The following is an 11,578-nucleotide window of genomic DNA, read 5'->3' on the forward strand; positions in this document are numbered from 1 at the left end:
GTCCCGAGTCCCGAGTCCCGAGTCCCGAGTCCCGAGTCCCGAGTCCCGAGTCCCGAGTCCCGAGTCTTCAACATTCGATCACGTTCACGGCCAACCCACCCCGCGACGTCTCCTTGTACTTGGACTTCATGTCCCGCCCGGTATCGCGCATGGTCTTGATCACCTTGTCGAGGCTGACGCGGTGCTTGCCGTCACCGGCGACGGCCATGCGCATGGCGTTGACGGCCTTGACCGAACCCATGGCGTTGCGTTCGATGCAGGGAATCTGAACCAGGCCGCCGACCGGATCGCAGGTCAGGCCCAGGTTGTGCTCCATGCCGATCTCCGCGGCATTCTCGACCTGGCTCATCGTTCCACCGATTGCCGCGGTCAGGCCGCCGGCGGCCATCGAGCAGGCCACGCCGACCTCGCCCTGGCAGCCGACTTCGGCACCGGAAATGGAGGCGTTCTCCTTGTAGAGGATTCCGATCGCACCGGCGGTGAGCAGAAACTCGACGATGCCGTCTTCGTCAGCGCCCTCGACAAAGCGCCGATAGTAGTGCAGCACCGACGGGATGATGCCCGCCGCGCCGTTGGTCGGCGCGGTCACCACCCGCCCGCCGGCGGCGTTTTCCTCGTTGACGGCCAGGGCGTAGAGATTGATCCAGTCGAGCTGGTCGAGGTTGTCTTCCTTCGCCCGGGCACACAGCCGCTTGTAAAGCGCCGGCGCGCGGCGCGCGACCTTCAGCCCGCCGGGCAGCGTGCCTTCCATGCCGATGCCGCGATCGACGCATTCGCGCATGGCCTGCCAGATCGTCAGCAGCCCCTCGCGAATCTCGGCCTCGCTGCGCCAGGCCATCTCGTTGGCCAGCATCACGTCGCTGATGCGCAAGTCGTGATCGGCACAGATGGCAAGCAGCTCATCGCCGCTGGAGAACGGATACTTCTGCGACGTCTCGTCGGCGACGATCCGGTCGGAAGCCGCCTCATCGGCGTTGACCACGAAGCCGCCCCCCACCGAATAGTACTCGCGCGAGAGCAGTTCCCCGCCGTCGGCGTCGAAGGCCGTAAATCGCATGCCGTTGGGATGGTGCGGCAGGGTCTGGCGCTTGTGAAACACCAGGTCCTTTCGAAGATCGACGGCGATCTCGTGCTCATTACCCAGGCGCATGCGGCCGCTGCCTCCGATCGCGTCCATGCGCTCGGGGATATGATCCGGGTCGACCTGGTCGGGCACCTCGCCTTCCAGGCCCAGGATTACCGCCCGATCCGAGCCGTGTCCGCGCCCGGTGTGGCCGAGCGAACCGAACAGGTCGGTTCGAACGCGGGCAACGCGATCGAGCCGGTCGGATTCGCGCAGGCGCGAGACAAAAATGCCCGCCGCCCGCATGGGGCCCACGGTGTGGGAACTCGACGGCCCGATGCCGATCTTGAACAGGTCGAAAATGCTGACAGCCATAATCCGGAGTGTATCGTCTTTCCCCCTATGACAACATCGGACGAGCTGGATTCATAAAGGCTAAAATGTGAAACTCAGCGATCGCGAACTTCGCCGAATGAACCCATGAAACTCAAGTTCTACACGCGCCCTGATTGCGGCCTGTGCAACAAGGCCGAGACCCTGCTCGCCGAGGGCGGTTTCGGCAGCGCTTACGAAAAGGTCAACATCGAATCGGACCTGGACCTGCTCGAGCGCTACGGCGACAAGATCCCGGTGCTGCACAACACCGAAACCGGCGAGAAGCTGTCCTGGCCCTTCACCGCCTCGCAGGTACGCGAGCTGGTTGCCGACTGACGTGACGCAGGCCATTTCCCACGTCGACGCTGCCCGGCTGGAGCAGGCCCTGCTGGCCGGCATCGCCAACGTCTTTCGCCAGCGCGATCACATCAACGCCATCAACGTCTTCCCGGTTGCCGACAGCGACACCGGCACCAACCTGGTCTTCACCCTGGCCAGCGTGCGGCGCGCCCTGGAGAACCGGCCGCGGGGCAGCCTGCCCGATCTGCTGCGCGGCATCGCCGACGCCGCGCTCGACGGCGCCCGCGGCAATTCCGGCGCCATCATGGCGCAGTACTTCCAGGGCCTGAGCGAATCGGGCCGCGACTTCGAGGTACTCGACGGCAAGCGCCTGGCTGAAGTCTCGACCGCCGGGGCGCGTTCAGCCTGGTCGGCCATGTCCGAGCCCGTGCCCGGCACGCTGCCGACGGTGCTGGAGGATTTCGCCGACGAGCTCACGCGCGTGGCCCGCGAGGGCGGCGACGACATCCGCGAACTGTTCCGGCGCGGCCTCGAGCGCGCCCGCAAGTCGCTCGCCGGCACGCCCGACCAGCTGGCCGCGCTGCGCGATGCCGGGGTGGTCGACGCCGGCGCCCAGGGCTTCGTCGACCTGCTCGAAGGCATCTGGCAATACGTTCGCAGCGGCCGCATGCCGCGCTTTGCCGCCGAGGCCGCCCCACCGCCGAGCCCAGGCGCGTCCGGGCAGGCCGCGCCGGAAACGCACCGCTTCTGCACCGAGTGCCTGATCGAGGGCGAGCGGCTCGACATCGCCGAGCTGCGCGAGCGCCTGGAAGCACTCGACGCCAGTTCCCTGGTGGTCGCCGGCAGCGAACGGCGGGCCCGCGTGCACATCCACACCGACAGCCCCGGCGCGGTTTTCGGCCTGTGCGGCGAGTTCGGCGAACTCAAGCAGCAAAAAGCCGACGACATGACGCGCCAGCACGGCCTGATGAACCACGCCGGCAAGGTCGCCATCGTGACCGATTCGGCCGCCGACCTGCCGGCCGAGGAGATCGAACGTCTGGGCATTCACGTCGTCTCGGTGCGGCTGAATTTCGGCGACGAGGAGTTCCTCGACAAGCTCACCATGACGCCTTCTCAGTTCTACGCCCGCCTGGCCGACTCGCCCGTTCACCCGCAGACCTCGCAGCCGCCGCCGGCCGATTTTCGCCGCCAGTACGAGCTGCTGACCTCGCACGGCCTCGAAGTGCTCGGCGTGCAGCTCTCCGGCGCACTCAGCGGCACACTGCAGGCCGCGCGCCAGACCGCCGAGCGCGTCGACCCCGAACGCATCGAGGTGATGGACACCCGCAACGCCGCCTGCGGCCAGGGCCTGATGGTGCTGTGGGCGGCCGAGGCCGCCGCGAAGGGCTGGGGGCGCAGCGCCATCCGCGACTGGCTGACCGAAAGGCGCGATTCCTTCAAGACCTTTGCCCTGACCCGGGATCTCAGCTGGGGCGTGCGCGGCGGCCGCATCAAGCCCTGGATGGAGAAGCTGGCCCGCACGCTCCGGCTCAACCCGGTCCTGACCGCATCGCCCGTGGGTGTTCTGGCCGCGCGCGGCGTGATCGCCGGCCGGAAAGGAACGGTCGACAAGTTCGCCCGCTACCTGCTGCGGCGCATGGATGCCGGGGCCACCTATCGCGTGATCATCAGCCACACCAATGCCGAGGCCGATGCGAAGGCCCTGCGCAAGCGCCTTCTCGCCGGCCACCCGCAGGTCGACGCCTGCTGGGTGGTGGAAGCCAGCCCCGCCGTCGGCGCACACGCCGGGCCGGGCGCCCTGATCGCCGGCATGCACGTGTGGCAGCCGCCGGAGCAGCGCCATGATTGAACTGCTGCTGGTCCTCGTGGGCGGCTACCTGCTCGGCTCGATCTCCGGCGCCCTGCTGCTCGGCCGCCTGCGCGGGGTCGACATCCGGACCATGGGCTCGGGCAATGCCGGCGGCACCAACGCCCTGCGCACGGTCGGCTGGCGCTTCGCCCTGGGCGTGGTGCTCGTCGACGTCGGCAAGGGCGCGGCCGCGGCCGGCCTATTGCCCCTGGCTGCCCCGCTGGTGGTCACCGACCCGCTCGACTTCACCACCCTGGCCGCCGGCGGTGGCGTCATGGCCGTCATCGGCCATGTCTGGCCGGTTTTCTTCCGCTTCCGCGGCGGCAAGGGCGCGGGCACGGCCGTCGGCGCCATCGCCGTCGTGGCTCCATGGTGCCTGGCGCCGCTGCTGCTGGTCTGGCTGGTCACGCTCATCGGCAGCGGCTACGTCGGCCTGGCCACGATCCTGGCGGGCCTGAGCCTGGTGCCGTCGATGTGGATGCTCGGCCCCGAGCCCCTGCCGGCCCCGCTGGCGTTTCTGGCCATCGGCCTGGCCGTGCTCCTGGTCTACACCCATCGGGCCAACCTGGCCCGCATGCGCGCCGGCGACGAGAACCGCTTCGACAAGGCGCGCCTGATCAAACGACGCTGAGGCGCCCCGCGATGAAGCCCGGTCTGCTCGATCTCTACGCGCGCCTGTCCGACGGCCGGCTCCACAACGGTGCCGCGCTGGCCGAGGAACTGGGCATCACCCGTGCGGCGGTGTGGAAGCGCATGCAGGCGCTGCGCGAAATGGGCCTGGAGATATCGGGCACGGCCGGCGACGGTTACCGACTGCCGCACGCCGTCGAACTGCTCGATGCAGAAGCCATCTCGGCCAGGCTTGCCACGCCGGGAATCGAACTGGCGGTCGCCGGCGCCGTCGATTCGACCAACGCCCGCCTGGCGGCAGCCGGCAGTCCGCACCAACACGCCATACTGGCCGAGGCACAAACGGCCGGTCGGGGGCGGCGCGGGCGCGGCTGGCGCTCGCCGCCCGGCAGCGGACTCTACCTTTCCCTGGCCTGGCATTTCGAGTCGGGCCTGGCCGGACTGGCCCCGCTGAGCCTGGTGGTAGGACTGACCACCGCCGAAACCCTGCGCCAGGCCGGCGGCGCGGCCGTGCAGGTCAAGTGGCCCAACGACCTTTTCGTCGACGATGCCAAGCTCGGCGGCTGCCTGGTCGAACTCGGCGGGGCCGCCGAAGGCCCCTGCCGCGCGGTTCTGGGCATCGGCATCAACCTGTTCCGCACACCGGCCATGGACGACGTCGACCAGGCCTGGACGGCCCTGGAGGACCACGGCCGGGCCGTCGGCCGCAATGCCCTGGCGGCGAGCCTGATCGACGCCCTGGCCGACGCCCTGGCGCGTTTCGACCGGGACGGCTTCGACGATTTCCTGGCGCGCTGGCGGGCCTTCGACCTGCTGCATGACCGACCGGTCCGGCTGATTCGCGGCGACGGATCGACCAGCCGGGGAACGGCGCGCGGCATCGACCACCAGGGCCGGCTGATGCTCGAGGTCGACGGCAAGACCCGGCCGATCGCCAGCGGCGAGGTGAGCGTTCGTGTCGACTGAGCTGGTCATCGACATCGGGCATTCGCGCGTGAAGTGGGCGCGGCTGGTCGACGGCGCCATCGATCCGCGCAGCATCGGACGCGCGGCGACAGACCGGCCCGACGCGCTCCACGCCGCGCTCGACGAGCTGGACTGCCGGCGCGCACTGCTTTCGGGGCAATCGAGACCGGAATCGGTGGCGCGGATTGCCGAAAGACTCACACGCCGCGGCGCACGAGTCGATATCATCACCACCGGTGATCGCCCGATGCCGGTCCCGGCCGCCTACAAGTCGCTCGGCTGCGATCGCTGGCTGGCCCTGCAGAAGCCCCGGCTGGAATCGCCCGGCGCTTTCGTGGTGGTCGACAGCGGCACGGCCATCACCGTCGACCTGGTCGACAGCGGAGGGCGCCATCGCGGCGGCTGGATCATGGCCGGCATCGAAGCCGCCCGCAGCGGCCTGTTCGCCCGCGCGCCCGGGCTCAACCGCCCGCTGCCGGAAGCCGGCGACGTCGAGCGCCCGGCGCGCGACACGGGCCGGGCCCTGGCACGCGGCGGCCTGTTGCTGGCCGCCGGCGGCATCGAGCGAGCAATCCGGGCGGCCGAGCAGGCCGTCGACGATCAAGTCAGCCTGTGGCTGACCGGGGGGGACGCCGCCGAGCTGGTTTCGCACCTCGAGCGAACCGCCCGGCACGATCAGCACCTGGTGCTTCACGGACTGGCCATGGCAATGCAAGCGAAATGAACCACATCAACTGGCGCTGGACCGCAGTCGCCCTGATCACCGTCAATGCCGTCCTCTTCATCCTCGGCCGCCTCGGCTCGGCGCCGCCGCCCGAGCGCGAGGGCGAGCTGCCACCACTCGATGCCAGCCTGCCCCGGGTCGAGCTCGTGCGGTCGCCGCAAGAGACCGAGGACGCCACCGGGCCGGTCTGCCACACCATCGGCCCGCTACCCACGCTGCTCGCCCAGCAGCGCGCCCGGGACCGCCTGGCGCCCTTCTCGAGCCAGATCCGGACGCGGCAGACCGAAGCCGACCGCGACCGCGGATGGTGGGTCTACCTGCCCGCCGCCGACCGCAACGAAGCGCTGGCCCTGACGCGCCAGCTCGCCGAACGCGGCGTGGAGGACTACTACGTGGTTGCCGGCGGCACGCTGGAGAACGCGGTGTCGGTGGGCCTGTACGAGAATATCGAGAATGCGCGCGAGCGCCAGCGGCGAGTTCGCGCCATGGGCTTCAGCGCCCAGCTCGAAGTTCGCCGCGAAACCGTGCCCCAGTTCTGGGTGGACTACCGCGCCGAACCCGGCGAATCACCGCCGTGGCGCTTCATCGTGCGCGCCTCGCCCGGGGCGCAGCACGTGCGTGTACCCTGCAGCGACTACAATCTCGCCGCCGGCAACGGAGGCTGAAGCATGGAATTCCGACTGCGCGCCCGAATCTTCTCGAGCCCGGCCGGGCCCTGGCTGCGGCTGATGCGCTTCGATCGCCCCATCGGCATCGCGCTGCTGCTGTGGCCCACCTGGTGGGGCCTTTGGTTCGCCGCCGGCGGCCTGCCCAGCGTCGAGAACCTGGTGATCTTCACGCTCGGCGTGATCGTGATGCGCGCGGCCGGCTGCGTCATCAACGACTACGCCGATCGCGAGCTCGACCCGCACGTGGCGCGCACCGTCGATCGGCCCATCGCCGCCGGCGAGATCACGCCCCGGCAGGCGCTGGCGGTATTCATCGGCCTGCTGCTTCTCGCCTTCGCGCTGGTGCTGCTGACCAATCGCCTGACCATCCTGATGGCCTTCTTCGGCGCCCTGCTGGCGGCCACCTACCCCTTCTTCAAGCGCTTCACGCACTTCCCGCAGCTGGTCCTGGGGGCGTCGTTCAGCTGGGCCATCCCGATGGCCTTCGCGGCCGAAGCCGGCGCAGTGCCCGAGCTGGCCTGGTGGCTGTTCGCCGCCAACTTCGTCTGGACGGTGATCTTCGACACCGAGTACGCCATGGCCGACCGCGACGACGATCTGAAGGTCGGCGTCAAGTCCACCGCCATCGCCTTCGGCCGCGCCGACGTCCCGATACTCGGCGCGCTGATGGGCGTGATGACCGCGCTGCTTCTGATGATCGGCCTGCGCTTTCTGCCCGAGCCGGCCTGGTTCACCGCCGTGGCATTGGTGTTCCTGCACTTCCAGCTCCAGCTCTGGCGCATCCGCGAGCGCGACCCGGCGGCATGCTTCAAGACCTTCCTCAGCAACCACTGGGTCGGCATGTTCATCTTCGCCGGCGCCGCCATCTCCCTCGCCATGCGCAGCGCCTGAGGCGCATTTACGGCCGTCGCGGATGTAGCCGCGACCTACGCACCCCACGATCCAAAAACGCGGCAAAGCCGCCCCCCAAGGCCCAGCCGCTGCCGCCTGAAACCTGAAACCTGAACCCTGAAACCTTCCTTTCTAGGCCCTCGCAACAACCCAGACATCAACCCGCGCCACCCCGGCCTGGCGCAGGGCCCGGGCACAGGCATCCAGCGTCGTCCCCGTAGTCATCACGTCATCCACGACCGCCACATGGCGCAACCGGCAACCCGGGCGGCGCGCGCGGAAGGCGCCGCGCACGTTGGCGCCGCGGCTGGCCGCGGGCAGGCCGGACTGGGCCGGGGTGGCGCGCGAACGCGACAGCAAGGGCGCGAGCGGAATGCCGCCGAGCTGCCGGGACAGATCATCGGCCAGCATGCGCGACTGATTGAAGCCGCGCCAGAGCTGACGCCGCCAGTGCAGCGGCACCGGCACCAGGGCCTGGGGCCGATGCGCGCCCATGGCCGCCAGCCGGCGTGCCGCGAGACTGGCCAGCACGCGTCCGGCCGCCAGGTCGCGGTGGAACTTGAAACGGTGCACCAGGCGCTCGAGCACCCCGGCATAGGCAAACGCCGGCCAGCTCCGCTCGAAGGCCGGCGGCCGGCGGATGCAGCGACCGCAGGCCCGGGCCGTTGCCGGCAGCGGCAGTCCGCAGCGCAGGCACAGGCTGTCGATCACCGGCAGGTCGGCCTCGCAGCCGCTGCAACAGTCCAGCCCGGGGCGAGCACCCTGACCACAGATCAGGCATACTGGCGGCAGCAGCCAGCGACCGATTCTGGAAGAAAGATTCTCGACGTGCACGACCGCCCGCCCCCGGATGGTTCCACAGCGTCTCCAAGACTACCACCCATGAAATCCGAACCGAACACCCGCCGAATCCGGCAGCGCTTCGACGCCGCCGCGCAATCCTATGACCGGCACGCGGTGTTGTTCGACGAAGTCGGCCGGCGATTGCTCGAGCGCCTCGACGGCCTGCGCTTCGAGCCCGAACGCATCGTCGATCTCGGCTGCGGCACCGCGAGACACACCCTGGCGCTGCGCGAGCGCTACCCCGAGTCGAAGCTGCTGGGCCTCGACAGCGCCCCGGCCATGCTCGCCCGGGCGCGCAAGCGGCGCGGCCGCTGGCGTCCGCGCTTCGACCTTGCATGCGCCGACGCCGGCGCCCCGCCGCTGGCCGAAGCGAGCGTCGACCTGGCTTTCGCCAACCTCGCACTGCAGTGGAGCGGCAACCTGGCCACCACGCTTTCGGGCCTGCGCCGCATCATGCGCCCGCGCGGGCTGCTGCTGATGACCCTGCCAGGACCCGATACCCTGGTCGAACTGCAGCGCGCCGGCGCGACCGTCGACATGGGCACCCGGGCGCACGCGCAGGAACTCGGCGACCTGCTCACCCGCGCCGGTTTCCAGGAGCCGGTACTCGATACCGACTGGCTGACCACCACCCACGCCGACCTCGCCAGCCTGCTCGCCGATCTCGAGCACCTGGGCCTGGACTACAGCCTGCCCGGCGGAGCGCAAGCCATCGAGCGCGAGTTGCCGAACACGCACGAGGGTTCGATTGCCGTCACCTGGGAGGTGCTCTACGCCACCGCCTGGTCGCCCGACGAGGGCCAGCCGATCCGCACGGATCAGGGCGAGGAAGCGAGCATTTCCGCCGCCAGCCTGGGCATCCGCAAACGCCGCAGTTGAAGGCCCGGCGGCCGGTGATCATGGTATTCTTTCGCCTCTGTCGGCAGGCCCGCCTGCCGTGAGCCAACACACACGATTTTCCGAGCGACGCATGTCCGAACAGCAAAAGCAGATCGATGCCCACAACCAGGCAACCAACGAAATCATCGAGCTCGCCAACAAGATGGTCAACGAGCGCGGCTTCGACCAAAACGTCGTCTCCGCCGCCCTGATGGCCGCCTCCGGCGTCTACGCCACTTTCGTGGCTGCCGGCAACCAGGGTTTCCTGGCCGAGAACGGCGTGGAAAAGGTCGCCAGCATGTACAAGAACAACCTGGTCTACATCCAGAAGCGCAAGAAGGAAGACCTCGAAGCCCAGGGCCTCGAACCCAAGCCCCTGGCCGAAATCCAGGGCGATGCACAAAACCCCACCGACACCACAGACAAGACCTGACGCACAACGGGCCCTTAGCTCAGCTGGTTAGAGCAGCCGACTCATAATCGGTAGGTCGCAGGTTCAAGTCCTGCAGGGCCCACCATTTCATTGTTTTCTATGGGTTTTTGGTTGGGGAACCATAAATTGGCCGCTTTGGCCACTTTATGGTCACCAGGGAAGCATAAAGTGGCCACCCCCAACCACGATTGTCAGCCCCGGATCCGCCCGTCCCGTATCCGGGACGGATGTAATCGTACCCAGACGCCGCTACAGCGTTCTAGGCCTTAAACCATAAATCGTCCAAAACGGACACGTTATGTTGAAATTATAGAAAGCCGTGCCCGGCTCGCCCCGTCGGGCCTATTCAGGGTCGACCGCCTCAAACATCGGCTGGTGGGCCGCGCCCGGAAGGCGCGTCCTCTACAGAGCACGGTCTCCGAGGACCTAATGCCCACGATCATTGGCATTGGGATCACACGGCACTTCCTGGGTTCACACTGCAAGGCCTATTTCTTTCCGTCACCGCAGTATCACCAACAAGTCGGCGCTTTCAGCCCTTCTCCTGCCCTAATCCGACACCAATCCGAGCGGATTTCCTACAGATTCGAGCGGCCGCCCATGACACGATGACCTCCTGTCGCCCGAGTCAGTGTGTAGCCAGTGGCTCAGTGAACGCGATGACGGCGGCTCAATACTACGTCGGAGGCGATATGGCTAAGGTTTTTTGCAAAATTGACTCAAATGGCATCCAATCGAACCTTCAGTTGTTCACCCTAACAGTGGCTACTGAACAGTGGAGGATGCTACTTCTCGACCTCGAAAACGAGATGGAAGATGACTTTCTCATGCTCACTGAGCGACTTTCCTTTATTTCCCATGCGCTGGCAGTCTCGCTGATCCAGTTAGCTGGCCAAAACATTGCAAAGCCGTACCGCAATAGCACACCATTTCCCTTCGAACTCGTTAGGGACCACCTGACCCGAATCAAAACGCCGGAGCCTGAAAGGGCGGGGCTATTGGCAGCATTTAAAGAATTGGTAAAAGACTATGACTCATTTCACCATTTCGGCTTGGTCGAAACAGATCGGCATCACGACCAAATAGCCTCGATTACTCCGGAAAGAGTACAGAATCACATCGATCTCACTACGAGGATCTGGAACCTGACAGTCTTTTGGTTCAGATCTCGCGGTGAAGGCGACCTAGAAAGCATTTCTCCCATAGAGCACGCGGATCATCTTGAGGGCTTAGCGTTTCGCTATCGAGGGTAATTTGAATTCCGCGGTAGTGCAACGATTTTTGCGCACTTTCTCGGAGGCGACGGTTCCAGTCTGATTCTCAGGCAACGGACTGCTTCTCCGCTTCGTGTTGTTTGAGTGCTTCCATATTGAGGTAGCGACGCGTGCCCCATGCGGTGCCCGCAATGTGCCGGAGCCTGGCGGCACACAGCATCAGCGCGGACTCACCGTCCGGGAAAGCGCCGACTACCTTCGTTCGTCGCCGGATCTCGCGCATGATCCGCTCGAGCGGATTGTTGGTCCGGATTCGGCGCCAGTGTGTTTCCGGGAAGCTGTAGTAGGCCAGTGTTTCTTCGATGCTGGTCTCGACCAGTTCAGCGGCCTTGGTCAGCTTCATGTCCTTGAGCTTGGCGATCACCCGCTCGGCTGTCTCCAAGGCTGCGGCGCGATCTTCTGCTGCATGGATCGCCTTGAGCATGGCGGCGACCTCCCGGAACGTGTCAACATTTTCCCAACACATCGGCGACGATTTCTATGTAACAACCTCGGGCAGCTCAGTGCTGATCGGTGTTGGAGAGATTTGGAACGCTTCCGGATCGTCGAGTAGCTCCGCTGCAGTCTGACCGTCGTCCGGATTGATCGAGACCACCGCTGGCGGTCTGGCGACTCGGGGCGGCCCTTTGACGTAGCGCTCGGGATGCGCCGCATAGTGCCGGTCCATGGCTGTTTGCCGT

Annotated in this window: 12 protein-coding genes, 1 tRNA gene and 2 pseudogenes; 11 read left to right on the top strand and 4 right to left on the bottom strand. The window is 67.0% G+C overall.

Annotation, left to right across the window (positions count from 1 at the left end; all coding sequences use genetic code 11):
• Positions 1 to 67 precede the first annotated feature (67 nt).
• Complete coding sequence (locus ACDC67_RS13305; protein WP_376693890.1) at positions 68 to 1,438, bottom strand: L-serine ammonia-lyase; 1,371 nt, start codon at positions 1,436 to 1,438, stop codon at positions 68 to 70.
• Between the two features lie 105 nt (positions 1,439 to 1,543).
• On the opposite strand from ACDC67_RS13305, the gene ACDC67_RS13310 reads away from it, so the two are divergent.
• Genes ACDC67_RS13310 through ubiA form a run of 7 tightly spaced genes read left to right on the top strand, consistent with a single transcriptional unit; the run spans position 1,544 to position 7,469 of the window.
• Complete coding sequence (locus ACDC67_RS13310; protein WP_376693892.1) at positions 1,544 to 1,774, top strand: glutaredoxin family protein; 231 nt, start codon at positions 1,544 to 1,546, stop codon at positions 1,772 to 1,774.
• Entirely contained in the window at positions 1,764 to 3,590 is a 1,827-nt protein-coding gene (locus ACDC67_RS13315; RefSeq protein WP_376693894.1) for a DegV family protein, read from the top strand. The genes ACDC67_RS13310 and ACDC67_RS13315 overlap by 11 nt, the downstream gene beginning before the upstream one ends.
• The gene (gene plsY, locus ACDC67_RS13320) at positions 3,583 to 4,221 is read left to right on the top strand and encodes a glycerol-3-phosphate 1-O-acyltransferase PlsY (RefSeq protein WP_376693896.1); all 639 of its coding nucleotides are present in this window, start codon (positions 3,583 to 3,585) and stop codon (positions 4,219 to 4,221) included. Before ACDC67_RS13315 ends, plsY begins: the two co-directional genes overlap by 8 nt.
• Positions 4,222 to 4,232: 11 nt before the next feature.
• Complete coding sequence (locus tag ACDC67_RS13325; RefSeq protein WP_376693898.1) at positions 4,233 to 5,186, top strand: biotin--[acetyl-CoA-carboxylase] ligase; 954 nt, start codon at positions 4,233 to 4,235, stop codon at positions 5,184 to 5,186.
• Positions 5,176 to 5,910, top strand: coding sequence for a type III pantothenate kinase (locus ACDC67_RS13330; protein ID WP_376693899.1), 735 nt, complete (start codon positions 5,176 to 5,178; stop codon positions 5,908 to 5,910). The genes ACDC67_RS13325 and ACDC67_RS13330 overlap by 11 nt, the downstream gene beginning before the upstream one ends.
• Positions 5,907 to 6,575, top strand: coding sequence for an SPOR domain-containing protein (locus ACDC67_RS13335; RefSeq protein ID WP_376693900.1), 669 nt, complete (start codon positions 5,907 to 5,909; stop codon positions 6,573 to 6,575). Before ACDC67_RS13330 ends, ACDC67_RS13335 begins: the two co-directional genes overlap by 4 nt.
• Before the next feature lie 3 nt (positions 6,576 to 6,578).
• Positions 6,579 to 7,469, top strand: a complete 891-nt coding sequence (gene ubiA / locus ACDC67_RS13340; RefSeq protein WP_376693901.1) for a 4-hydroxybenzoate octaprenyltransferase — start codon at positions 6,579 to 6,581, stop codon at positions 7,467 to 7,469.
• Between the two features lie 132 nt (positions 7,470 to 7,601).
• Here the strand turns inward: ubiA and ACDC67_RS13345 are convergent, their stop codons facing one another.
• On the bottom strand, positions 7,602 to 8,303 hold the full coding sequence (locus ACDC67_RS13345) for a ComF family protein (protein WP_376693903.1): 702 nt from the start codon (positions 8,301 to 8,303) through the stop codon (positions 7,602 to 7,604).
• Positions 8,304 to 8,351: 48 nt separating this feature from the next.
• On the opposite strand from ACDC67_RS13345, the gene ACDC67_RS13350 reads away from it, so the two are divergent.
• From ACDC67_RS13350 to ACDC67_RS13365, 4 genes are all read left to right on the top strand, one after another.
• A complete protein-coding gene (locus tag ACDC67_RS13350) occupies positions 8,352 to 9,191 on the top strand; it encodes a methyltransferase domain-containing protein (protein ID WP_376693904.1) in 840 nt (279 codons plus the stop codon).
• Positions 9,192 to 9,282: 91 nt separating this feature from the next.
• Positions 9,283 to 9,624: a DUF3144 domain-containing protein gene (locus ACDC67_RS13355; protein ID WP_376693905.1), complete on the top strand. Its 342-nt coding sequence runs from the start codon at positions 9,283 to 9,285 to the stop codon at positions 9,622 to 9,624.
• A gap of 8 nt (positions 9,625 to 9,632) precedes the next feature.
• Positions 9,633 to 9,709 (top strand) — tRNA-Ile (locus tag ACDC67_RS13360).
• Between the two features lie 565 nt (positions 9,710 to 10,274).
• Entirely contained in the window at positions 10,275 to 10,877 is a 603-nt protein-coding gene (locus tag ACDC67_RS13365) for a hypothetical protein (protein ID WP_376693907.1), read from the top strand.
• A 67-nt stretch (positions 10,878 to 10,944) separates the two neighbouring features.
• Here ACDC67_RS13365 and ACDC67_RS13370 read toward each other — a convergent pair.
• Both ACDC67_RS13370 and ACDC67_RS13375 read right to left on the bottom strand, forming a co-directional pair.
• Positions 10,945 to 11,331 (bottom strand): annotated as a pseudogene (locus tag ACDC67_RS13370) (transposase); the annotation flags it as partial.
• 45 nt (positions 11,332 to 11,376) lie between these two features.
• Positions 11,377 to 11,578, bottom strand: a pseudogene (locus ACDC67_RS13375) (hypothetical protein); the annotation flags it as partial.

Origin of the sequence: Wenzhouxiangella indolica (genome assembly GCF_042310355.1) — a bacterium.
Classification (GTDB): Bacteria; Pseudomonadota; Gammaproteobacteria; order Xanthomonadales; family Wenzhouxiangellaceae; genus Wenzhouxiangella.

Coding starts and splice junctions, on each gene's coding strand:
- ACDC67_RS13305 (WP_376693890.1), bottom strand. CDS start 1,438: ATGGCTGTCAGCATTTTCGACCTGTTCAAGATCGGCATCGGGCCGTCG.
- ACDC67_RS13310 (WP_376693892.1), top strand. CDS start 1,544: ATGAAACTCAAGTTCTACACGCGCCCTGATTGCGGCCTGTGCAACAAG.
- plsY (WP_376693896.1), top strand. CDS start 3,583: ATGATTGAACTGCTGCTGGTCCTCGTGGGCGGCTACCTGCTCGGCTCG.
- ACDC67_RS13325 (WP_376693898.1), top strand. CDS start 4,233: ATGAAGCCCGGTCTGCTCGATCTCTACGCGCGCCTGTCCGACGGCCGG.
- ACDC67_RS13335 (WP_376693900.1), top strand. CDS start 5,907: ATGAACCACATCAACTGGCGCTGGACCGCAGTCGCCCTGATCACCGTC.
- ubiA (WP_376693901.1), top strand. CDS start 6,579: ATGGAATTCCGACTGCGCGCCCGAATCTTCTCGAGCCCGGCCGGGCCC.
- ACDC67_RS13350 (WP_376693904.1), top strand. CDS start 8,352: ATGAAATCCGAACCGAACACCCGCCGAATCCGGCAGCGCTTCGACGCC.
- ACDC67_RS13355 (WP_376693905.1), top strand. CDS start 9,283: ATGTCCGAACAGCAAAAGCAGATCGATGCCCACAACCAGGCAACCAAC.